Annotated in this window: 23 protein-coding genes, 1 riboswitch and 1 other annotated feature; of the genes, 12 read left to right on the forward strand and 11 right to left on the reverse strand. The window is 37.4% G+C overall.

The window, feature by feature from the left end; translation table 11 throughout:
- Position 1: 1 nt before the first annotated feature.
- The gene (locus tag ACK3CR_RS23915; protein ID WP_488976183.1) at positions 2–712 is read right to left on the reverse strand and encodes a pseudouridine synthase; all 711 of its coding nucleotides are present in this window, start codon (positions 710–712) and stop codon (positions 2–4) included.
- A 102-nt stretch (positions 713–814) separates the two neighbouring features.
- Here ACK3CR_RS23915 and ACK3CR_RS23920 point away from each other — a divergent pair, with 102 nt between their 5' ends.
- Complete coding sequence (locus tag ACK3CR_RS23920; protein WP_488976184.1) at positions 815–1,021, forward strand: hypothetical protein; 207 nt, start codon at positions 815–817, stop codon at positions 1,019–1,021.
- A gap of 42 nt (positions 1,022–1,063) precedes the next feature.
- Here the strand turns inward: ACK3CR_RS23920 and ACK3CR_RS23925 are convergent, their stop codons facing one another.
- Positions 1,064–2,701 (reverse strand): putative polysaccharide biosynthesis protein, encoded by a 1,638-nt coding sequence (locus ACK3CR_RS23925; protein WP_488976185.1) that lies wholly within the window; start codon positions 2,699–2,701, stop codon positions 1,064–1,066.
- Between the two features lie 94 nt (positions 2,702–2,795).
- Here ACK3CR_RS23925 and ACK3CR_RS23930 point away from each other — a divergent pair, with 94 nt between their 5' ends.
- On the forward strand, positions 2,796–4,070 hold the full coding sequence (locus ACK3CR_RS23930) for a BaiN/RdsA family NAD(P)/FAD-dependent oxidoreductase (RefSeq protein ID WP_488976186.1): 1,275 nt from the start codon (positions 2,796–2,798) through the stop codon (positions 4,068–4,070).
- A gap of 24 nt (positions 4,071–4,094) precedes the next feature.
- Here ACK3CR_RS23930 and ACK3CR_RS23935 read toward each other — a convergent pair whose 3' ends face one another.
- Entirely contained in the window at positions 4,095–4,274 is a 180-nt protein-coding gene (locus ACK3CR_RS23935; RefSeq protein ID WP_268585890.1) for a sporulation protein Cse60, read from the reverse strand.
- A gap of 159 nt (positions 4,275–4,433) precedes the next feature.
- Here ACK3CR_RS23935 and ACK3CR_RS23940 point away from each other — a divergent pair, with 159 nt between their 5' ends.
- Positions 4,434–4,751 (forward strand): antibiotic biosynthesis monooxygenase family protein, encoded by a 318-nt coding sequence (locus ACK3CR_RS23940; RefSeq protein ID WP_268585891.1) that lies wholly within the window; start codon positions 4,434–4,436, stop codon positions 4,749–4,751.
- A gap of 26 nt (positions 4,752–4,777) precedes the next feature.
- Here ACK3CR_RS23940 and ACK3CR_RS23945 read toward each other — a convergent pair whose 3' ends face one another.
- The 5 genes from ACK3CR_RS23945 to ACK3CR_RS23965 form a co-directional block, all read right to left on the reverse strand.
- Positions 4,778–5,557 carry a carbon-nitrogen family hydrolase gene (locus ACK3CR_RS23945; RefSeq protein ID WP_488976187.1) on the reverse strand — a complete coding sequence of 260 codons (780 nt, stop codon included), beginning with the start codon at positions 5,555–5,557 and terminating at the stop codon, positions 4,778–4,780.
- Positions 5,558–5,647: 90 nt separating this feature from the next.
- A complete protein-coding gene (locus ACK3CR_RS23950) occupies positions 5,648–5,950 on the reverse strand; it encodes a rhodanese-like domain-containing protein (protein WP_185183394.1) in 303 nt (100 codons plus the stop codon).
- Between the two features lie 75 nt (positions 5,951–6,025).
- Positions 6,026–8,440 carry a leucine--tRNA ligase gene (gene leuS / locus ACK3CR_RS23955; protein WP_488976188.1) on the reverse strand — a complete coding sequence of 805 codons (2,415 nt, stop codon included), beginning with the start codon at positions 8,438–8,440 and terminating at the stop codon, positions 6,026–6,028.
- Positions 8,441–8,497: 57 nt separating this feature from the next.
- Positions 8,498–8,713 (reverse strand) — a binding site (T-box leader).
- A 166-nt stretch (positions 8,714–8,879) separates the two neighbouring features.
- Complete coding sequence (locus ACK3CR_RS23960; RefSeq protein WP_019391112.1) at positions 8,880–9,059, reverse strand: hypothetical protein; 180 nt, start codon at positions 9,057–9,059, stop codon at positions 8,880–8,882.
- 18 nt (positions 9,060–9,077) lie between these two features.
- Positions 9,078–9,341: a YtzC family protein gene (locus ACK3CR_RS23965; protein WP_019391111.1), complete on the reverse strand. Its 264-nt coding sequence runs from the start codon at positions 9,339–9,341 to the stop codon at positions 9,078–9,080.
- Between the two features lie 166 nt (positions 9,342–9,507).
- Between ACK3CR_RS23965 and mnmL the strand changes: the two genes are divergently transcribed.
- Positions 9,508–10,470 (forward strand): tRNA modification radical SAM protein MnmL/YtqA, encoded by a 963-nt coding sequence (gene mnmL / locus ACK3CR_RS23970; protein ID WP_268585894.1) that lies wholly within the window; start codon positions 9,508–9,510, stop codon positions 10,468–10,470.
- On the forward strand, positions 10,470–11,048 hold the full coding sequence (gene mnmM / locus ACK3CR_RS23975; protein WP_488976189.1) for a tRNA 5-(aminomethyl)-2-thiouridylate-methyltransferase MnmM: 579 nt from the start codon (positions 10,470–10,472) through the stop codon (positions 11,046–11,048). The genes mnmL and mnmM overlap by 1 nt, the downstream gene beginning before the upstream one ends.
- On the opposite strand, the gene ACK3CR_RS23980 is transcribed toward mnmM, so the two are convergent.
- On the reverse strand, positions 11,045–12,115 hold the full coding sequence (locus ACK3CR_RS23980) for a tetraprenyl-beta-curcumene synthase family protein (RefSeq protein WP_488976190.1): 1,071 nt from the start codon (positions 12,113–12,115) through the stop codon (positions 11,045–11,047). The two genes, mnmM and ACK3CR_RS23980, sit on opposite strands and share 4 nt — an antisense overlap.
- A gap of 39 nt (positions 12,116–12,154) precedes the next feature.
- Positions 12,155–12,931, reverse strand: a complete 777-nt coding sequence (locus tag ACK3CR_RS23985; protein WP_243516970.1) for an alpha/beta hydrolase — start codon at positions 12,929–12,931, stop codon at positions 12,155–12,157.
- 107 nt (positions 12,932–13,038) lie between these two features.
- Between ACK3CR_RS23985 and ACK3CR_RS23990 the strand changes: the two genes are divergently transcribed.
- The 5 genes from ACK3CR_RS23990 to ACK3CR_RS24010 all read left to right on the forward strand — a co-directional run bounded on the left by ACK3CR_RS23990 (position 13,039) and on the right by ACK3CR_RS24010 (position 17,575).
- Positions 13,039–13,557, forward strand: a complete 519-nt coding sequence (locus tag ACK3CR_RS23990; protein WP_410914235.1) for a gamma carbonic anhydrase — start codon at positions 13,039–13,041, stop codon at positions 13,555–13,557.
- A gap of 139 nt (positions 13,558–13,696) precedes the next feature.
- A complete protein-coding gene (locus ACK3CR_RS23995) occupies positions 13,697–14,224 on the forward strand; it encodes a phosphatase PAP2 family protein (protein WP_111922102.1) in 528 nt (175 codons plus the stop codon).
- Between the two features lie 28 nt (positions 14,225–14,252).
- Positions 14,253–15,398, forward strand: a complete 1,146-nt coding sequence (locus tag ACK3CR_RS24000) for a glycosyltransferase family 4 protein (protein ID WP_410914236.1) — start codon at positions 14,253–14,255, stop codon at positions 15,396–15,398.
- 156 nt (positions 15,399–15,554) lie between these two features.
- Positions 15,555–16,250 (forward strand): ABC transporter ATP-binding protein, encoded by a 696-nt coding sequence (locus ACK3CR_RS24005; protein ID WP_488976191.1) that lies wholly within the window; start codon positions 15,555–15,557, stop codon positions 16,248–16,250.
- Entirely contained in the window at positions 16,247–17,575 is a 1,329-nt protein-coding gene (locus ACK3CR_RS24010; protein WP_488976192.1) for an ABC transporter permease, read from the forward strand. The genes ACK3CR_RS24005 and ACK3CR_RS24010 overlap by 4 nt, the downstream gene beginning before the upstream one ends.
- 39 nt (positions 17,576–17,614) lie before the next feature.
- Here the strand turns inward: ACK3CR_RS24010 and metK are convergent, their stop codons facing one another.
- Positions 17,615–18,817, reverse strand: a complete 1,203-nt coding sequence (gene metK, locus ACK3CR_RS24015; RefSeq protein ID WP_243516939.1) for a methionine adenosyltransferase — start codon at positions 18,815–18,817, stop codon at positions 17,615–17,617.
- Positions 18,818–18,958: 141 nt separating this feature from the next.
- Positions 18,959–19,069: riboswitch (SAM riboswitch) on the reverse strand.
- A 330-nt stretch (positions 19,070–19,399) separates the two neighbouring features.
- Here metK and ACK3CR_RS24020 point away from each other — a divergent pair.
- Together ACK3CR_RS24020 and ACK3CR_RS24025 are read left to right on the forward strand one after the other, a co-directional pair.
- A complete protein-coding gene (locus ACK3CR_RS24020; RefSeq protein ID WP_488976193.1) occupies positions 19,400–19,942 on the forward strand; it encodes a sigma-70 family RNA polymerase sigma factor in 543 nt (180 codons plus the stop codon).
- Positions 19,939–20,097: a YvrJ family protein gene (locus ACK3CR_RS24025; protein ID WP_019391099.1), complete on the forward strand. Its 159-nt coding sequence runs from the start codon at positions 19,939–19,941 to the stop codon at positions 20,095–20,097. The genes ACK3CR_RS24020 and ACK3CR_RS24025 overlap by 4 nt, the downstream gene beginning before the upstream one ends.
- Positions 20,098–20,099 lie beyond the last annotated feature (2 nt).

Raw genomic sequence — 20,099 nt, forward strand, 5'->3', positions numbered from 1 at the left:
TTTATTCTCCTTTTAGCAATGCCACTTCTTCATCTGTTAACTCGCGGTACTGTCCAAGCTCAAGTTCTTCATCAAGTTTTAGTTCTCCCATTGAGAGGCGTTTGAGATAGATTACTTTTTTCCCTACGGATTCAAACATTCTCTTAACTTGATGAAACTTTCCTTCTGTAATTGTTAAGTGAATAACAGACGTTTCTCCACTCTCAATAATCTCTAGCACCCCTGGTTTCGTAACATATCCATCATCAAGTGTTACACCATTTTTAAAAGCTTCCACATCTTCCTCAGTCACTTGTGAATTAATGTGAGCTAAATATGTTTTCGGGACATGCTTTTTCGGTGAAAGAAGCTGGTGGGACAGCTTGCCATCGTTTGTTAATAAAAGAAGGCCTTCTGTATCTTTATCAAGCCTACCAACTGGAAAAGGTTCAAAAACAGCATCTTCCGGTTCTAATAAATCAACAACAGTTGGTTGGGACACATCTTCCGTCGCTGAAATAAGGCCTTGTGGCTTATGTAGCATAAGATAAATAAATTCTCGATATACAACTTCTTCGTTATAAACTGTAACCTCTTGTGCTTCAGGATTTACATGTTGTTTCGCATCTTTTACAGGTGTTCCATCAACTTTAACAGCTCCTGATTTCAATAATGATTTTACTTCTTTTCGACTACCATATCCAATATTCGCTAAAAGCTTGTCAATTCTCATGACAAATACCTCCTATTCTTCTTAAAGTTTAGGCTCCTGCCTATACATCCTGTAGATAACTTTCATACTTTATGGTGAACTCAATTAGAGAGGAGAACTTTCATGTACCCTTATCCTTATTCTTATTATCGCCAACAGCCTCAAGGATTCTTCCCTGGCTCTACCATTTCAAACATCAATCGCCGCCTTAATCGCATTGAAAATCGTTTAAATGATCACGATCGGAAACTTCGTCAACTTAATCGACGCCTTCGTCGTGTTGAACGTCAAATCGGTTTCTCAGTCTTTGGTACAGACGAAGACTTCTAAAATGATAATAAAATGGCGCTAAGATTAGCGCCATTTTACTTTCTATTGTTCTCTTACTTTATTACGTTTAAAACGACGGGTGATTTTATTCACAAATCCATCTCCAAACACAATGTTTAGTAAACGAGATTTGTAAGCAAGTCCTAAATATAGAGCTCCGCCAATGCCAACTCCGGCAAATGAGATCAGTCCAGCAGCAATTCGTCCGTCTTTGTACGTTACAAAAGAAGACAAGCCAAGCTGTACAAGCCATACAGCAAGAGCCATAATAGCTACAAATAGAATAATCAAAATGGATCGCTTTACAAAGAGCGTAAATTTATATGCTGCGTGTTTTTGAATCATATAGAACGTGTAAGCAATAGCTACAAAATAGCCAAGAGCTGTTGCAAGAATAGAACCTGTTGCTTGCAAATAATACGTAAGCGGAAAGTTAAAAACAATCTTTACTAGCAAACCAAGTACTAAACTAATAACAGCATAACGTTGCTTGTTAATGCCTTGTAAGATAGCTGCATTGACTGTAAAGAATGAGAAGAACAGAGCAAGCGGTGCGTACGTTGCTAGCATCTGACCTCCTAAGTCACTTGTGCTATACATAAGGGCATAAATAGGATACGCAAGAACGCACATCCCGATAACTGCTGGTAATACTAAAAACATAATAGTTTGATATGTTTGATCAATTTGGTTTTTTAATGTTCTGCGTCTTCCGTTAATATAGGAATCCGTAATTGTTGGAACAAGCGTTAACCCAAACGCTGTTGCAATAGACACAGGAATCATGACAAGCTTTGGCACCCATCCAAATGTGATACCAAAAAGCGTTTCAGCCGTGTCTTTATGTCCTGCTGCAACCATTGCTCTATTAAACATAAATTGATCAACGTATTGGAACAAAGGAATAGCTAGTCCTACAAACACAAATGGACCTGCATAAGAAAATAGCTCTTTAAACATATCTCGCGTTGAAATGTTAGCAGGCTCAACGCTTTGTTCGAGCAATTTATCAAAGTGTTTCTTACGTTTTTTCCAATACCAATAAAGAACAGCTAATCCACCAAGTGCGCCAATAAAGGCTGCAAATGTAGCAAATCCAACAGCTGTTGCAATGCGTCCATTTAACATCTTAATAATAATGTAGCTTGACGCTAATAAGAAAACAACGCGTGCAATCTGCTCGATAACTTGTGAAACGGCTGTCGGTCCCATTGAACCATTTCCTTGGAAAAATCCGCGGATAAGACTCATTGTTGGAACTACAATGATGGCCACGCTAACCATCCGAATAACCATGACAACATCGTCAAGTGAGTTATCAAGGCCATTTCCCCCCAGCATTAATTCTGCAATAACTGGTGAGAGAAAAAATAGAGCTGCAAAAACGGTAACTCCCATAATCATGGTGAACTTCATTCCACTTTTGAACATCCGCATACTTGTATGATAATCTCCAAGTGCGTTATATTTAGAAACGAACTTAGAAACCGCTAGCGGAACTCCCGCTGTTGCGATACTCAAATAAATTGTATACTGTCCATAGCCATATTGAAAAAGGGCTCCCCCTTTGTTTCCAACAAGACTTTCAAATGGAAAAACATAAATCATCCCGAGTACTCGCGCAATGTATGTACCGAGTGTTAAAATAAGTGTTCCTTGCAATAGTTTTGAATTAGACATATTGGTGCCTCCAAAAAAAGCTGACTCAACTATTGATAATAGAGATATCTTTGCATTTACGCAAGTGATTATATTAGGTAGGCTGGTGAAATAATTGTTAAATTATGATGTCATTGTCATTGGTGGTGGGCCATCAGGCTTGATGGCTGCTATCTCTGCAGCAGAAGAAGGAGCAAAAGTGTTGCTCGTTGATAAAGGAAATAAGTTAGGTCGAAAATTAGCAATATCAGGTGGCGGACGCTGTAATGTCACAAACCGACTTCCTGTTGATGAAATTATTAAACACATTCCAGGAAATGGCCGCTTTTTATATAGCGCCTTTTCGGTATTCAACAATGAAAACATTATTGAATTTTTTGAAGGACTTGGGGTAAAGCTGAAGGAAGAAGACCACGGGCGCATGTTTCCCGTTTCTAACAAAGCTCAATCAGTTGTTGAAGCCCTATTAAATCATTTAAGAAGACTTGGTGTAACAACAAAAACGAATACACCTGTCAAGAAAGTCCTGTATGAAAATGGAGCTGTAAAAGGAGTTCTATTTGAAAATGGAGAAGAAATGTTGAGTAAAAGTGTTGTTATTGCCGTTGGAGGTAAATCTGTTCCACATACAGGTTCAACTGGTGATGGATATGTATGGGCAAAAGAGGCTGGGCATACGATTACAGACTTATATCCAACAGAAGTCCCACTTACATCAAATGAGCCATTCATTAAACAAAAGACACTTCAAGGACTTGCCCTTCGTGATGTAGCTCTTAGTGTATTGAATAAAAAAGGCAAAGCAGTCATCACTCATAAAATGGACATGCTTTTTACTCATTTTGGAGTTTCAGGTCCCGCAGTTCTGCGCTGTAGCCAATATGTTGTAAAAGAGCAAAAGAAACGAAAAAACGAACCAATCACATTAACAATTGATAGCTTCTCAGAGAAAAATAAAGAAGAGCTCTTCCAATCCATCGTAAAAATGATGAAAGAAGAGCCGAAAAAAGCGATTAAAAATGTATTAAAAGGGATTGTCCCAGAACGCTTCCTTCTTTTCCTTTTAGAAAGAGTAGGAATTCCTGAACAAGAAGCTTGTGGACAAGTTCCTCATGAAAAAGTGCGTTCACTTGTTGAAGGTTTTAAACAGTTCTCGTTTACTGTTAATGGTACACTTTCAATTGAAAAAGCTTTTGTAACAGGTGGTGGCGTTTCTACAAAAGAAATTCATCCAAAAGAAATGTCCTCAAAGTTAATGGATGGTCTTCACTTCTGTGGAGAAATTTTAGATATTCATGGCTATACTGGCGGATACAACATTACAGCTGCCTTTGTAACAGGTCGCCTTGCAGGACATAGTGCAGCAGTTCATTCCTCACAAACAACATAAGTTAACAGGCTGACGCGTAATACGTCAGCCTTTTTTGTACATAACAAGAGCAGAGAAGCAGTAGACTTGATCTTTTTCTGTCATCGCTGTTGCTACATTGTATTTGATATCAATAATTTGTTCATCTGATAGTGTTTTTAAAAAACGATTTATCGCCTCTTCTAAATCCCCTTCATGTTCTTTATCAAAAATTTTCACTTTCATTTCTCTTCCTCCTCTACTATTTCTTTTTTATAATTACGAGAAAAAAGAGCAAATTATGTTAGCAAGAAAATAACCTTAAAGATTTGACTTATTAGTTGAGAAAGATTATCATTATATTATCTTACTGAATAAGATAATTTCTTAGAGGAGGATGTAATAATGTTTGTTATGAATGCAAGTTTTGAAATAGATAAAGAACATGAAGATCGCTTAGCTCATAAGGCGAAGAAAAATAAACAGGAAATTCTAGAAGCTGATGGTGTAGTTTCATTTGAGTGCTGGCGTAAAGAGCATCGAGAATCGGTTGAATATGTTTTTGTTTCAAAATGGGAAAAGCAAGAGGACTTTAAAGCTTGGATTTCTCGTGAAGAGCATGTTGAGGAACATAAGGAAATGAACAAGAAGAAAAAAGTGGAAGAACCTGCTGTAAAAATTAAAAAGACGCTTCGTTCATTTGAGACATTAGAAATAAATTAAAAAAGGGAGGGGATAGCCTCCCTTTTTTAATACAAATCTAAACGTTGATCTGTTATGACTGGAATATGATTTCTAACTTCTTCTACTTCGTCTAGTGATAGCTCAATATGGTATACTTCTTCCTCATCATTTCCTTCTAAAAGCACTCTTCCTAATGGATCAATCACCATGGAGTTTCCAGGAAACTCCGCATCCCCACTTTTTCCACATCTGTTAACAGCAACAATAAAGCATTGATTTTCAATTGCTCTTGCGATTAAAAGGTGTCTCCAATGATCAAGGCGTGCCGTAGGCCATTGAGCAACATTCACAAGCAGACTTGCCCCTTCATTTACAAGTTTACGAGAAAGCTGTGGAAATCTAAGATCATAGCAAATCATTAATCCTATTTTCATATCCTCGTAATCTAATAAACCTACTTTTTCTCCTGCTTGTAAATATTTGTGTTCATCCATTAAGCGGAAGAGGTGTATTTTCTCATAACTTAATAGTTCCCTGCCGTCTCTACTGAACACAAACATTGTATTTTTAAAATCTTTTTGCCGAGAGCGTGTAAGTGTACTTCCTCCAATGATCATCACATTATATTTTTCAGCAAAAGAAGAGAGAAATTTTTTTGTTCGCTCTCCGTTTGGATCTGCTACTTCGTCAGCTTTTTCTAATGCATATCCACTGTTCCACATTTCTGGAAGCACAATCATATCAGGCTGCTTCTGAATCGCTTTCGTCATCAACTTCTCTATGTTTCTAAAGTTTTGATCTGGATCTCCAATTTTCACATCTGCTTGAATAAGAGCTATTTTCAAAAGAATAACCTCCTGAACATTTCGAATTTTTCATTTTTAAAAAAGTGCGCTTTCTATTAAAAGCGCACTTTAACAAAGAAAAACGGTATTTTATCGTTTCACTTCACCATTCCACTCTAACATACCTCCAACCATATTACGGGCTTGATAGCCATGGTCTTCTAAAAAGAAGCATACATTTTCACTGCGACGCCCTGAACGACAAATAAAGATATACTCTTTGTCTGTATCAAGTTGATCCATTTTTTGAGGAATCTCGCCCATTGGGATATGAACTGCTCCAGGAATCATTCCTTCTGCAACTTCCTCATTTTCACGTACATCAATAAGGTGAAGAGATTCACCGTTCTCTAACTTTTTCTGAAGCTCTTCTGTCGTAATTTCTTTTACCATAGTAATACACCCTCAACCTTTCCTAGCTTTGTTTTGTTAGAAAGGGCTCTCTATAAAAAGAACCCTCTCCATTTCTTAGTTAGCTACAATATTTACAAGCTTTCCAGGTACTGCAATCACTTTACGAACTGTTTTTCCTTCAATTTGCTCTTGTACTTTGCTGTCTTCCATTGCAAGATCTTGAAGACCTTCACGTGTTGTTTCAGCAGGTACTTTTAGTTTAGCACGAACTTTACCGTTAATTTGAACAACGATTTCAATTTCATCATCAACAAGTTTGCTCTCATCATAAGCAGGCCATGCTTCATATGAAATTGTTCCACTTCCGCCAAGCTTACTCCATAATTCTTCTGCAATATGCGGAGTAATTGGAGCAATTAGTTTTAGGAATCCTTGCATATACTCTTTTGGTAAAACGTCTGTTTTATAGCACTCGTTAATGAATACCATAAGCTGAGAAATTGCCGTATTGAAACGAAGTCCTTCTAGATCTTCTGTTACTTTTTTCACTGTTTCATGGTAAATGCGTTCAAGTGCTTCATTATCTTGATCTTTAATCTTCTCTACAACTGCACCTTCATCAGTTACCATAAGACGCCAAATACGATCGATAAAGCGACGAGCTCCATCTAATCCGTTTGTAGACCATGCAACAGAAGCTTCTAATGGACCCATAAACATTTCATACAAGCGAAGTGTGTCAGCACCATGTGATCCAACAATCTCATCTGGGTTAACGACATTCCCTTTTGATTTACTCATCTTCTCATTATTTTCACCAAGAATCATTCCTTGGTTAAATAGCTTTTGGAAGGGCTCTTTTGTTGGAACTACACCGATATCATAAAGGAACTTGTGCCAGAAACGAGCATAGAGAAGGTGAAGTACAGCATGCTCTGCTCCTCCAATATAAATATCAACTGGAAGCCATTGTTTTAATTTTTCTTCGTCCGCTAATTTTTCACTGTTATGTGGGTCAATATAGCGTAGGAAGTACCAGCAGCTTCCTGCCCATTGTGGCATTGTATTTGTTTCACGACGGCCTTTTTTGCCCGTTTTTTCATCTACAACGTTTACCCAATCTTCAACGTTTGCAAGTGGTGATTCACCTGTACCAGATGGTTTAATTTCATCTGTTTTCGGAAGCATAAGCGGTAGCTCATTTTCGTCAACAGCTGTTGTTGTACCATCTTCCCAATGAATGATTGGAATTGGCTCTCCCCAATAACGTTGACGGCTGAATAACCAGTCGCGAAGACGATATGTTACTTTCTTTTCACCTTTTTTGTTCTCTTCTAGCCATGAGATCATTTTCTCAATTGCTTCTTCTTTATCTAAACCGTTAAGGAAGTCAGAGTTCACATGTGCTCCGTTTCCTGTGTACGCTTCTTTCGTAACGTCTCCACCTGAAACAACTTCTTTAATCGGTAGATCAAATGCTTGAGCAAACTCATAGTCACGCTCATCGTGAGCAGGAACGGCCATAATTGCCCCTGTTCCATATGTTGCTAGAACATAGTCTGCAATCCAAATTGGCATTTTCTCGCCGCTTACAGGATTAATTGCATAAGCTCCTGTGAAAGCACCTGTTTTTTCTTTAGCCAAATCTGTGCGCTCAAGATCACTTTTTGTTTTCACTTTATCAATATAAGACGTAACTTCTTCTTTTTGTTCTGCTGTTGTAATTTTCTCCACAAGACTGTGCTCTGGTGCTAGCACTGCATATGTCGCACCAAAAAGTGTATCAGGACGCGTTGTAAATGCTGTGAAGCTTTCATCTGTTCCTTCAATTTCAAATTGAACGTGAGCTCCTTCAGAACGTCCAATCCAGTTGCGTTGCATATCTTTAATGCTCTCAGGCCAGTCAAGCTCTTCAAGGTCGTCTAACAAACGATCAGCATATTTTGTAATTTTCAAAATCCACTGTTTCATTGGACGACGCTCAACAGGGTGTCCACCGCGCTCACTTTTTCCATCGATTACTTCTTCATTTGCAAGTACTGTACCAAGTGCAGGGCACCAGTTTACAGGGATTTCATCAACATAAGCAAGCCCTTTTTCATAAAGCTTTAAGAAAATCCACTGTGTCCACTTATAATAATGAGGATCTGTTGTGTTAATTTCACGATCCCAGTCGTAAGAGAACCCTAATGATTGAATTTGACGACGGAAGTTATCAATGTTTTGCTTTGTAAAAATCGCTGGATCATTTCCTGTATCAAGCGCATATTGCTCTGCAGGTAACCCAAAAGCATCCCATCCCATCGGATGAAGAACGTTATAACCTTGCATGCGTTTTAGACGAGAAAGGATATCTGTTGCCGTATATCCTTCAGGGTGTCCAACATGAAGACCTGCTCCTGATGGATATGGGAACATATCAAGCGCATAAAACTTTGGCTTGTCTTTGTCTTCCCCTGTTTTAAATGTTTTATTGTCTAACCAATAATTTTGCCACTTCTTTTCAATTTCTTGATGATTATAAGCCATTGTGTTTCCTCCTTAAAGCCAATATATTCCAGTAAAAATAAAAAAACTCCCCTCCCACAAAGGGACGAGAGATGCTTTCCCGCGGTACCACCCAAATTAGCGCTTAAAACGCTCAGCTTTACGTCCGTAACGTGGACTAACGACAAATGCTACTGCTTTCGTTCACATTTATAGCTCAAAGGCGAGTTCACAAACATGCCTCTACTGACTCACACCAACCGTCAGCTCTCTTAAAGACTCATGTTTCCTACTACTCCTTATCAAAGCAAATATAGTGTTCGTTACTATGTATTGTAAATAATCTAGAATAAAACTGCAAGCAATGAAAAAGCGCTTTTTCCTATTATCGCCTGCTAAAAGTCATTATAAACGAAAAATTCCGCCTATATGGCTAAAAAAAGAAGAAAGAGCGGATTTTTTTCCGCTCTCTTTGCTGGTATTACAATTTCCCTTCATTTTCCTTAGAAGGTTTTGATTTAACCGGCTGACCGCCGCTCTCTTCGTAACGTTTTTTTGATTCTTTAACAGGATCGAAATCTTTTCCAACTTCCATATCGTTGCTGTTGAAGCCATTACGTGTTTTTTGTTCAGGGTTATTTTTCTTTGAACGTTTTTTCATCAGAAACTCTCCTTATTTTTAATAATCTGTTAAAATCATTTCATTTTGAAGCTGCTGAATTTGTAGACGCATACGGTAAAGCTGCTCACGCTGCTGATCGTTTGCACTGTGTGCCATTTCTTCTAGGTTCATGTAAGACTGCTCAAGCATTTCCTGCGCTTTCGTATACTCTGTTGCATTGTAATGTTCTTGTTTCATTCCTTCACTAAGCTGACCTTTTGCATAGCGAAGTGAGTCTTCACACTGTTGAAGAAGATTGTCAATAGATTGACGTGTTGCCATATTAATCCCTCCATTTTCATTAACTTATAGCATATCAACGTTATTTTTTACGACTTTCCTCTCTTTTATGTAGCTTCTCCTTTAACACCTCTTATTGGAGAAAAGGAGTCATTCTGTTAAAATGGTCTATGATTTATGATGAAAAAAGGAAGGAGAAATTCTCCGAATGAAAGAAACTAATCCATTTCTGTTTGCAAGCGATCATAAACGCTACCATACATGGAATTATCATTTACGAAACACTTTTGGACACAAGGTGTTTAAAGTAGCTCTTGACGGGGGTTTTGACTGTCCGAATAGAGACGGAACTGTTGCTCATGGAGGCTGTACATTTTGTAGTGCAGCTGGCTCAGGTGATTTTGCTGGAAACCGAGCTGAAGATTTAATTACCCAATTTAATGATATTAAAAGTAAAATGCACAACAAGTGGAAAAACGGAAAGTATATGGCTTACTTCCAAGCCTTCACAAATACGCATGCACCACTTGCCGAACTAAAAGAAAAATATGAAACAGTTCTAAACCTTGAAGGTGTTGTAGGACTTTCCATTGGAACACGTCCTGATTGTCTTCCAGATGATGTCGTTGATTATTTAGCAGAACTAAATGAAAGAACATACCTGTGGGTTGAACTTGGTCTTCAAACTGTTCATGAACGTACAGCTCTCTTAATTAATAGAGCTCATGATTATGAATGTTACGTTGAAGGAGTTAATAAACTACGAGCGCGGGGTATTCGCGTTTGTTCCCATATTATTAATGGTCTGCCTCTTGAAGATTATGACATGATGATGAAAACAGCTCATGAGGTGGCAAAATTAGATGTCCAAGGAATTAAGATCCATCTTCTTCACCTTTTAAAGAAAACACCAATGGTCAAACAATATGAAAAAGGACAGCTTGAATTTTTAGCTTTTGATGATTACATCAACCTTGTCTGTGACCAACTTGAAGTGCTTCCCCCTGAAATGGTTGTTCACCGTTTAACAGGAGATGGTCCAATTAACCTTATGATTGGTCCAATGTGGAGCGTTGATAAGTGGAGTGTTTTAAATGCAATCGATGATGAATTAAAAAAACGAAATAGCTACCAAGGACGACTTTTTGAACGAAAGGAAGTAAGAGTGTAATGAATATTGAACGCGTATTAACTTTCTCCAAAACGCTTCTTGAAAAAGTAACAGAGAACGGAGATTTTGCTGTTGACGCAACAGCAGGAAACGGTCATGACACTCTTTTCCTAGCAAATCTTGTTGGCGAGAAAGGGCACATTTATAGCTTTGATATCCAACAAAATGCAATTGATGAAACGTATAATCGCTTGAAAGAGGCAAAAAAAACCGAAAATGTCACGCTTGTTCATGATGGTCATCATCATTTCCACCAACACATCCCTCTTGAATTAAAAGGAAAGCTAAGCAGTGCCATATTCAATCTTGGCTATTTACCCGGTGGAGACAAAAAGATTGTCACAACCCCCGACACAACTATCGAAGCTGTGAAAGGTCTTCTACAATGGTTAAAAAAGGGAGGAATTATTGTTCTCGTTGTCTATCATGGTCATGAAGAAGGAGCAGTAGAACGAGATGCCCTTATCCAGTATGTAGCAACACTAGATCAAAAAAATGCGCGCGTATTGAAATACGAGTTTTTAAATCAAAAAAACAATCCTCCATTTATTATTGCTATTGAAAAAAGTACTCCTTAATGTGGAGTACTTTTTTGTAGCATGCGGTATAAACGCCCATTCCAATAAAAAAATCGGCTTATCTTTCCTCCAAGCTTAATAATCTTCTTAGCCTGCTTATGAACATTTCGCTGTTTTTTTACTTTTCGATCTGAAAGATACAATCCAAGAAGACCTCTATTAATAAAATGGTGAAAATGCTCATGTGGAAGACCTTTAATTTTTTTGTCTGCTTCACTCACAAAATGGTAAAAGCGTTTCATCATTTCCTCTTGTTCTGGATAATAAAAACAAAAGTTCAAATCTCCCTCTTCTTCATCTTCTTCTTGATCAATAAAATAGTCTAATAAAATGTGAAGTCCCTGAATATAAGGGAAATACCCTGACATAATTTGTATTGCTTGCTGTTTAGTGAAATCACGTTGAAAACTATAAGAAACAAGACAAAAAATGCCAAGAGTGGAACCTGCACAGGCCGAAAATTCATACCAAGTCATGTTTGGGAATTTCTCCTGATGCTCGTGAAACCACGTTTCTAGGCGGTGAACGCGCTCCTCTTCTCTTACATGTTTATGTATTTGCAAATCACAATAATAGCGGCAAAGCTCTAATAAATGGCTTTTAATGAGTGGATAATGTTCAATACTTGCTAGCACTTCCTGACATGTTTGAACAAGAGCGTGCAAATACCCCCCATCATTTTGATCCTCTCGATAACGATAATATTCTCCGAGTGTCGCATGTGGTGTGAGAGCATGCGGCATTGATTCATGAAGAGCCGCAAAGTCAAGCGGATCAAGCGAAGTACTTCGATCACACAAGTTATCAAGGTAGTCACTGATTGTTTGGTAAGCAACAATAAAACGGATTGCTTTTTTAAATTCTCCACATGCAAGCAACCCCATAATTGATCCACCTTCACAGTGAAAGGTTTTATCATTTATGCTTGCTAACGCTTGCGTTCGAAGTTCTTCATTTGAAATATTGCTGGCTTTTTTCTTCCACTTCAACAATTCTTCATGAACAATCGGCATTACTTCTTTATAGACTTTTCTCATTAACATAAAAGGGTGTTTTGGTATCTCCACATTGCTCACCTCGAGATTGTTACGGCTCTATTTTTCCCATTATACATGTAAATGAACAAAGCTTTTTGCATAAGCAAACACTTGGTCCTGTTCAGGCTCATTGAATACTTCATGATAAAGTCCTGTCCATTCCTTATAAATCTTTTCACTTAAACTCATATCATCAAACCATTGTCTTACAATAAATTTCTCAATAACCTTATCTTCCCCAGCTTGAAGAATTAATAACGGTACATCTGGAAATTTATCCATATCTTTAAAAGCTAAATTCATCGCTTCCACAAACTGACGGTACCAGCGTACAGACACTTTTTTCACATACAGCTTATCTTCTTTATGCTCTCTCCAAAGACGCTGATTTCTTGTGACATTTTCAATCACAAGTGGAGATTGAACAAGTTTACCAGGCATGAGCTTATTTAAACCTTTTGAAAGGACATCTTTAAAGGCTGGTGGTTGTTCTTTTAATCCTAAGGCTGGTGATGATAAAATAACTCCCCATACAGGCAAACTGCGAAGCTGAAGCGCTCGTATAGCCGTCAATGCTCCCATACTGTGTCCTAGTAGAAAAATGGGTAAGTCGTATGTTTGCGCTTCTTCAACCCATTCTTCAATTGCTTCAATATACTCATTAAAAGAGCGAATATGTCCTCTTCTTCTCGTAGTCACTCCTTGGCCTGGGAGATCTCCCATGATAACGTGAAAACCTTCTTCATTCCATCTTTCTCTCAGCCATTCATAGCGTCCATGATGCTCTCCTGCTCCATGGATGATGACCATGACTCCCTTTGCGTTCTCTACTTCCCATGTCCACATATTATGTACTTCCCTTCTTTTTATATTTACCGATGCAAAAAAAGTTTGTACACTTACATTAGAAGATTCTTTGTTTTTTTGCAACTGATAACATGGAGGGATAATAAATGTTTTACGCTTACAAAGGGAAAGAACCACGTATTTCAGATACCGCTTTCATTGCTGACTATGTAACAATTACAGGAGATGTTGAAATTGGAGATGAAAGCAGCATTTGGTTTAATACCGTTATCCGCGGTGATGTTGCTCCAACAATTATTGGTCGTCGAGTGAACATCCAAGATCAATCAACACTTCATCAGAGCCCCAATCATCCTCTTATAATTGAAGATGATGTAACAGTTGGTCATGCCGTTATTTTACATAGCTCAATCATTCGTAAAAAAGCATTAGTTGGAATGGGTTCCACAATTTTAGATGGAGCAGAAATCGGCGAAGGAGCTTTTATTGGTGCAGGAAGTCTTGTTCCTCCTGGTAAAAAAATCCCTCCAAATTCTCTTGCTTTTGGACGGCCGGCTAAAGTTATTCGAACGCTAACAGAAGAAGACCTAAAAGAAATGGAACGCATTCGTACAGGCTATGTAGAAAAAGGACAATATTATAAGCAGCTGTCTCCTCTTGAATAACAGAATTTACACACCGCTCACACGGTGTGTTTTTTTTGTAAAGAAAAGCTACACGATAATTTTACAAATTCTTAGCACTAACTCTAAAATTTCTTTCTACAATAGAAGTAAAGGCTGTAAAAAGGAGATGAAAAACGAAATGGAAAGATGGCTAAAAAGGGCCTATATATTTGAATGCTTTTTATTCCGTTCACTTAACAACCAATTTCATCGCAAATGGTTGAACGGGTATTTTCGTTTTATTACACATCTAGGAGGAGCAGCTGTCTCCATTAGCGTTTGTCTATTACTTCTTTTCTTGCCTTTTGAAACATTGAAGGCAGCAAGTTTAGCGAGTGCTTTAGCGCTAGCTTTAAGTCATATTCCAGTTGCTCTCTTAAAAAAACTTTATCCACGAAAACGACCTTATCTTCAAATTATAAATAGCTATGTTTTACAGAATCCTTTGCGTGATCATTCTTTTCCATCTGGTCATACGACAGCTATTTTTGCTATCTCAACACCTTTTATTATTTCATTTTCTGCTCTTTCTCTTTTACTTCTTCCACTTTCATTAAGCGTCGCACTCTCAAGAATTTATCTTGGTCTTCATTACCCAAGCGATGTTGCAGCTGGTATGCTTATTGGCAGTTCATTTGGCTATGGATGTTTTTCTTTTTTTCTGTAGATCATGATTTTTCATTGGAGGGATTGAAATGAAAATTGCCATCTTCACAGATACCTTTACACCTGATGTTAATGGGGTTGCGAAAACATTGAAAAGACTCACGGAGCATTTGCGTAATGAACATATTTCATTTCAGCTTTTTGCTCCTGATAGTACGGGAGAAAAGCCATATTCGCTCAATGTTCATCGATTTATGAGCTTACCGTTTTTTCTTTATCCACAATGTCGGCTCGCCCTTCCCAACATGCTCAAAATCCGGCAACAGCTTCAATCTTTCAAACCAGATATTATTCATGTAGCAACTCCCTTCAATGTAGGACTTTGTGGAATTCACTATGCTAAAAAATTCAACGTTCCTCTCGTTGGTTCTTATCATACTGATTTTGATCAATATCTTTCTTATTATGATTTAGAATTTCTTTCTCCTCTTGTCTGGAAGTATATGCGATGGTTTCACCGCTCAATGAAAACGATTTTTGTGCCTTCTCAAGATACAAAAGAAACGCTTATGCGACATGGTTTTTCTAATCTTTCCATTTGGTCCCGCGGTGTTGATCATCGCCTTTTTCATCCTCACTACCATCAAAAAAATGTTCGGGATGCTTACCATATTAAAGAACCCTACGTTATTACATATGTTGGGCGGCTTGCTCCTGAAAAAAATTTAGAACTTCTAATGAATGTAGCTCAGGCACTTCCTGCCAAGCTGCGAGATAAGATCCATTGGCTCATTATTGGAGATGGACCAATGAAAAAACAGCTTGAACAAAAGGCTCCCAGAAATATGTCTTTCACAGGATTTCTAAAAAGCAAAGAAATTGCACCTTTGTACGCAGCCTCTGACTTGTTTTTTTTCCCTTCTACAACTGAAACGTTTGGAAATGTTGTTCTTGAAGCTGCGGCTTCAGGAATCCCAACAGTTGCAGCAAATGCAGGAGGAGTAAAATCGATTGTGAAAGATAGAAAAACAGGTTTTTTATGTGACCCTACTAACCCTGATGAGTTTATTAAAGCAGTGACCTATCTTTTAACAAGGCATCATGATCGACTGCAAATGGGAAATGAAGCTCGTCATTACGCCCTTACTCAAACATGGGATCAGATTTTCACCAACCTTCTTACTCAGTATGAAGAAACAATTTCAATTGCTTCTACCACAAGTAAGCTTGCTTAAAAAGAGATCCTCGTTATCAACGAGGATCTCTTTTTATATTTTCTGCTGAAAAAAGTATTGACTTTCTCTCTTCTTCAACATACAGTATTAACTGTACTATTTATATTAATACACTTATAACGATTTTATTTTATAAAATGAAAGAGAGGAAAAAGCATGATTAGCATAAAAAACATTTCTCATTCTTTTAAAATTGGCAAAAAAGGAACAGAAGAGACTGTTCCTGTCCTAAAAGATGTTTCTATGGACATTCCTAAAGGTGAAATTACCTGTATTGTTGGAAAAAGTGGCTCTGGTAAATCAACGCTTCTTAACTTAATTTCTGGCTACATTGCCCCAACAGAAGGAACCATTGAAATCAATAATCAAACGGTCACAAACTTCAATGAAAAGGAATGGGCTCAGTTTCGTCTTGAGCATTTTGGGTTCATCTTTCAAAACTTTCAACTTATCCCTAGCCTTACTACATATGAAAATGTTGAACTGCCGCTTACTTTAAAAGGTATGCGCAAGTCTGAACGAAAACAAAAAGTTTTAGAAATTCTACAAACAGTTGGATTAGAGAACCACCGTAACCATTATCCTAATGAGCTTTCAGGAGGACAGCAGCAGCGTGTCAGTATCGCAAGGGCACTTGTTTTGAACCCTTCTATTATTCTCGCAGATGAACCAACAGGAAGCTTAGATTCAGAGACTGAGAGAGTTATTCTTTCTTTCATTCAAACGTTAAATAAACAATACGGAATTACATTTGTCATGATTACTCATGATGAAGAAGTATCCTCTATTGCACATCATAAGCTTCATTTACACGATGGTGTACTACGTAAAGAAGGTGTATGTAAAAAATGAATTTTAAAGATCAAGTTAGTTTTATTAAACGAAATATGAAGAAAAACCGACTCCGTGTCTTTATGACCGTTCTAGCAACAGCAATGTCGTGTGCATTTCTTGTTGTTCTTGCTTCAATTGGTTTTGGAATGCAAAAAACAGTTACAGACGAAATACTCTCACAGCAGATCGTTACAAAGATTCCTATTTATGGTAGCGAAAAGAATACAAAAGATTTAAGTGGTGACTTAAAAAAAGACTTAAAAGATAACGAAAATGTCAAAGCTATTGTTGAACGTACAACGGTTAACGAACCTATTCAAACAATGCTTGATGAACGATCTAGCGAGAACTCTTCTCTCATTTTTACGAATATGAAACAAGAAACAAACGCAGGAATGAGTCTTTCAAAAGGACGGATGCCAACTTCGTCACATGAAGTTATTGTTGGCTATAATTTTGCAAGCCAGCTTTGGTCTAAGAAAGAGCAGGAAAAGTTTGAACAAGAACTAAAAAAGTCTGAACAAAATGCAAATTATGATTTAAAACAACCTAAAGGGTTTCAAGGAAATGTCTTAAATAAAAACATTACTCTAAAGGTGTCTAATACAGACGAAGAGACTGGGAAAGTAAAGGAGAAGAAATCTTATACTTTTAAAATTGTAGGCATTGCGAAAGAAAACCCAAACGATTGGGTTGTTGATTCTAACATCTTTATAAGCAGTTCATTTCTAAGTGATTTCTCAAACGTTCTCGGAGTTGAAGAGGAGAGCTTTTCAACAGACTTAGCTGTTTTTGCAGATAAATTTGAGCATGTAGAGCAATTAACACAAGCGCTTTTAGATAAAGGTTATCAAGCAAACTCTGTTACACAGCAGCTTGATAATATTAACAAGTTTTTTACAGCTTTCAAAATTGGACTAGTATTTGTTGGAACTATCGCTGTAATTATTTCAGCTATCGGTATCTTTAATACAATGACAATGGCTGTCACAGAACGAACTCAAGAAATTGGGATTATGAAAGCGATTGGTGCACAACCAAAAGTTATTCAAAAAATCTTTTTAATGGAAAGTGCTTTTATTGGAGTTTTAGGATCTATTATTGGAATTATTGTGTCCTACATTGTAAGTTTTGGGGCAAATGCTATTCTACCAATGATTCTTACTTCTGTATTAAGTGAAGGAGCGGATGATTCGTTCCATGTCACTTATTCTTATATTCCGATTTCACTCATTATTATCGCTGTAGTTATTAGCGCTAGCGTTGCGGTTCTTTCAGGATTAAGACCCGCTCGTAAAGCAACAAAAACAAATGTCCTCTCTGCTTTGAGAAGAGAGATATAAAAAAAGCTTGTCACTAATTTAGTGACAAGCTTTTTTTGATTACTTTTCAAGGGCTTGAGTACGAAGAGCTTCAGCTTTATCCGTTAATTCCCATGGTAGTTCAACATCAGTACGACCAAAGTGTCCATAAGCAGCAGTTTGCTTATAGATTGGACGACGTAGGTTCAACATGTTGATAATTCCCGCTGGGCGAAGATCAAAGTTGTTGCGAACAACGTCAACAAGTACTTCTTCAGATACTTTGCCTGTTTTGAACGTATCAATTGAAATTGATACAGGTTGTGCAACACCAATTGCGTATGCAAGCTGTACTTCACATTTGTCAGCTAAACCTGCAGCCACAATGTTCTTTGCTACATAACGAGCTGCATATGCTGCTGAGCGGTCCACTTTTGTTGGATCTTTACCAGAGAAAGCTCCACCACCATGACGAGCATATCCACCATACGTATCAACAATGATTTTACGTCCAGTTAAACCTGCATCACCTTGAGGGCCACCAATTACAAAACGACCTGTTGGGTTGATGAAATATTTTGTGTCTTCATCAATAAGCTCTGCTGGTACAACTGGGTTAATAACATATTCTTTTACATTACGTTGAATTTGCTCAAGCGTAATTTCTGGATGATGCTGTGTTGAAATAACAATTGTATCAATACGAACAGGTTTATCATTTTCATCATATTCAACTGTTACTTGTGTCTTAGCATCTGGACGAAGGTAAGGAAGAATTTCTTCTTTACGTACTTCTGCTAAACGACGAGCTAAACGGTGTGATAATGAAATTGGAAGAGGCATAAGCTCTTTTGTTTCATTACAAGCAAATCCGAACATAAGACCTTGGTCTCCTGCTCCAATTGCTTCAATTTCTTCTTCAGACATTGATCCTTCACGAGCTTCAAGAGCTTGGTCAACACCTTGAGCGATATCAGCAGATTGCTCATCAATAGATGTTAATACAGCACAAGTTTCAGCATCAAAACCATATTTTGCACGAGTGTAACCAATTCCTTTAATTGTTTCACGAACAATTTTCGGGATATCTACATAAGTAGAAGTTGTAATTTCCCCCGCTACTAATACTAAACCAGTTGTTACAGATGTTTCACAAGCAACACGAGCATTAGGGTCATTTTCTAAAATAGCATCAAGGATTGAGTCCGAAATTTGGTCACAAATTTTATCTGGGTGGCCTTCTGTCACAGACTCAGAAGTAAATAAACGACGTTTAACTGACATCTTTGTTCCTCCTTCTAAAGGTAGCAAATCTATGATACGGTACTCATTCCCTTATTATTGTAAATAAAGTTCCCTCTTACACACATATAAAAAAACCTTTCCTAGCTTGAGGAAAGGTTTAACGTCAAAGTTTGCCTTTCGCTCTTATCGATCAAGGTTTCCCTTGCGTCAGGTTAGCACCTTTTCATCTTTAATTGATGACGGTTGCTGGGTTTCATAGGGCCATGTCCCTCCACCATCTCGGGATAAGAGAGTATCCGTTCAATGACTTATCTTAACGTACAAAAGGGAAAAGTGTCAATACGTTTTAGGAACTTCCTTTTCCTTAATACGTTATCCGGTTCATTTAAGAGAGAAAACTCTTTTTTCTCTAGTCTAGGATATCGTTCCTCTCCTCCTATCTATCACAGAGAGTAAGGAAGAAAGACTCTGTTTCAGATAGCTATAATAAGGTAAACTTTTAAAAAAGATGGTTGTTTTTTCACTAGAACTTTCCTCTTTACTTTACTATAGGCAGATTTTCTAGCAGCATATTTTTTTTACCCTAAAAAAGAACATACGTTCCGGTTAGGAGGATTTTTTATGAAACCTTTTCATTCTTTGCCTAATAACTCCTTATTAAAGCATTTTTTCTCTTCAGCTTCTCACCAAAGAAAGTTTGAGAACTACCAGCAAAATCCAAGCAAGCAAACAAAAAAAGAGCTTGATCAAGCTTTTAAATGTTTTTATGAGGAAGTTCGACTTGTCGCATACTTTTCTCGATTTCTTTCTTCAGAAGCTATCACGTTTAAGAAGAAGATTCAAAAATATGAATATACTCACTCTTTTATATTGGATAAACCAGTGTTTGAAAATAACAGAGAGCCTAGAATAAATATGATCAAAGATGACAGTTTTTGTAATTATTATCATCAGCATGAGGAACATATAGAGGAATGTATTACAAACGAATACACTTATCACTGTGTCAAAATGCTTACAAAACGCGAAAAAACCGTTCTTTATCTACATTTTTATGTTTGTTTAACAAACGTTGAAATTGCTCAAAAGCTCGCTGTCTCTCCCCAAGCCATCTCAAAAATGAAAAAAAATGCCCTAAGAAAACTGAGGAGGTCTAGAATATGATGGAAAGTATAAGTATTGTCTCTCTTATCCAGCATGCAGGATTTCCAATAGCAATGACATTCTACTTGTTATCCCGTTTTGAGAAGCGCATGGAAAATTTAGAACGCGAAGTATCCCAACTTCGTGCACTTCTGCAAGGTAGAAAGGAAGGATAATT

Source organism: Priestia sp. TRM10 (assembly GCF_057808375.1).

Excerpts from the sequence above, each read along its gene's own strand:
- ACK3CR_RS23990 (WP_410914235.1), top strand. The coding sequence starts at position 13,039 with ATGTTTTACGCTTACAAAGGGAAAGAACCACGTATTTCAGATACCGCT.
- ACK3CR_RS24010 (WP_488976192.1), top strand. The coding sequence starts at position 16,247 with ATGAATTTTAAAGATCAAGTTAGTTTTATTAAACGAAATATGAAGAAA.
- ACK3CR_RS23995 (WP_111922102.1), top strand. The coding sequence starts at position 13,697 with ATGGAAAGATGGCTAAAAAGGGCCTATATATTTGAATGCTTTTTATTC.
- ACK3CR_RS23965 (WP_019391111.1), bottom strand. The coding sequence starts at position 9,341 with ATGGCAACACGTCAATCTATTGACAATCTTCTTCAACAGTGTGAAGAC.
- ACK3CR_RS23920 (WP_488976184.1), top strand. The coding sequence starts at position 815 with ATGTACCCTTATCCTTATTCTTATTATCGCCAACAGCCTCAAGGATTC.
- mnmL (WP_268585894.1), top strand. The coding sequence starts at position 9,508 with ATGAAAGAAACTAATCCATTTCTGTTTGCAAGCGATCATAAACGCTAC.
- ACK3CR_RS23915 (WP_488976183.1), bottom strand. The coding sequence starts at position 712 with ATGAGAATTGACAAGCTTTTAGCGAATATTGGATATGGTAGTCGAAAA.
- ACK3CR_RS23985 (WP_243516970.1), bottom strand. The coding sequence starts at position 12,931 with ATGTGGACATGGGAAGTAGAGAACGCAAAGGGAGTCATGGTCATCATC.
- ACK3CR_RS23950 (WP_185183394.1), bottom strand. The coding sequence starts at position 5,950 with ATGGTAAAAGAAATTACGACAGAAGAGCTTCAGAAAAAGTTAGAGAAC.
- ACK3CR_RS23960 (WP_019391112.1), bottom strand. The coding sequence starts at position 9,059 with ATGAAAAAACGTTCAAAGAAAAATAACCCTGAACAAAAAACACGTAAT.
- ACK3CR_RS23940 (WP_268585891.1), top strand. The coding sequence starts at position 4,434 with ATGTTTGTTATGAATGCAAGTTTTGAAATAGATAAAGAACATGAAGAT.
- metK (WP_243516939.1), bottom strand. The coding sequence starts at position 18,817 with ATGTCAGTTAAACGTCGTTTATTTACTTCTGAGTCTGTGACAGAAGGC.
- mnmM (WP_488976189.1), top strand. The coding sequence starts at position 10,470 with ATGAATATTGAACGCGTATTAACTTTCTCCAAAACGCTTCTTGAAAAA.
- leuS (WP_488976188.1), bottom strand. The coding sequence starts at position 8,440 with ATGGCTTATAATCATCAAGAAATTGAAAAGAAGTGGCAAAATTATTGG.
- ACK3CR_RS24005 (WP_488976191.1), top strand. The coding sequence starts at position 15,555 with ATGATTAGCATAAAAAACATTTCTCATTCTTTTAAAATTGGCAAAAAA.
- ACK3CR_RS23925 (WP_488976185.1), bottom strand. The coding sequence starts at position 2,701 with ATGTCTAATTCAAAACTATTGCAAGGAACACTTATTTTAACACTCGGT.
- ACK3CR_RS24020 (WP_488976193.1), top strand. The coding sequence starts at position 19,400 with ATGAAACCTTTTCATTCTTTGCCTAATAACTCCTTATTAAAGCATTTT.
- ACK3CR_RS24025 (WP_019391099.1), top strand. The coding sequence starts at position 19,939 with ATGATGGAAAGTATAAGTATTGTCTCTCTTATCCAGCATGCAGGATTT.
- ACK3CR_RS24000 (WP_410914236.1), top strand. The coding sequence starts at position 14,253 with ATGAAAATTGCCATCTTCACAGATACCTTTACACCTGATGTTAATGGG.
- ACK3CR_RS23935 (WP_268585890.1), bottom strand. The coding sequence starts at position 4,274 with ATGAAAGTGAAAATTTTTGATAAAGAACATGAAGGGGATTTAGAAGAG.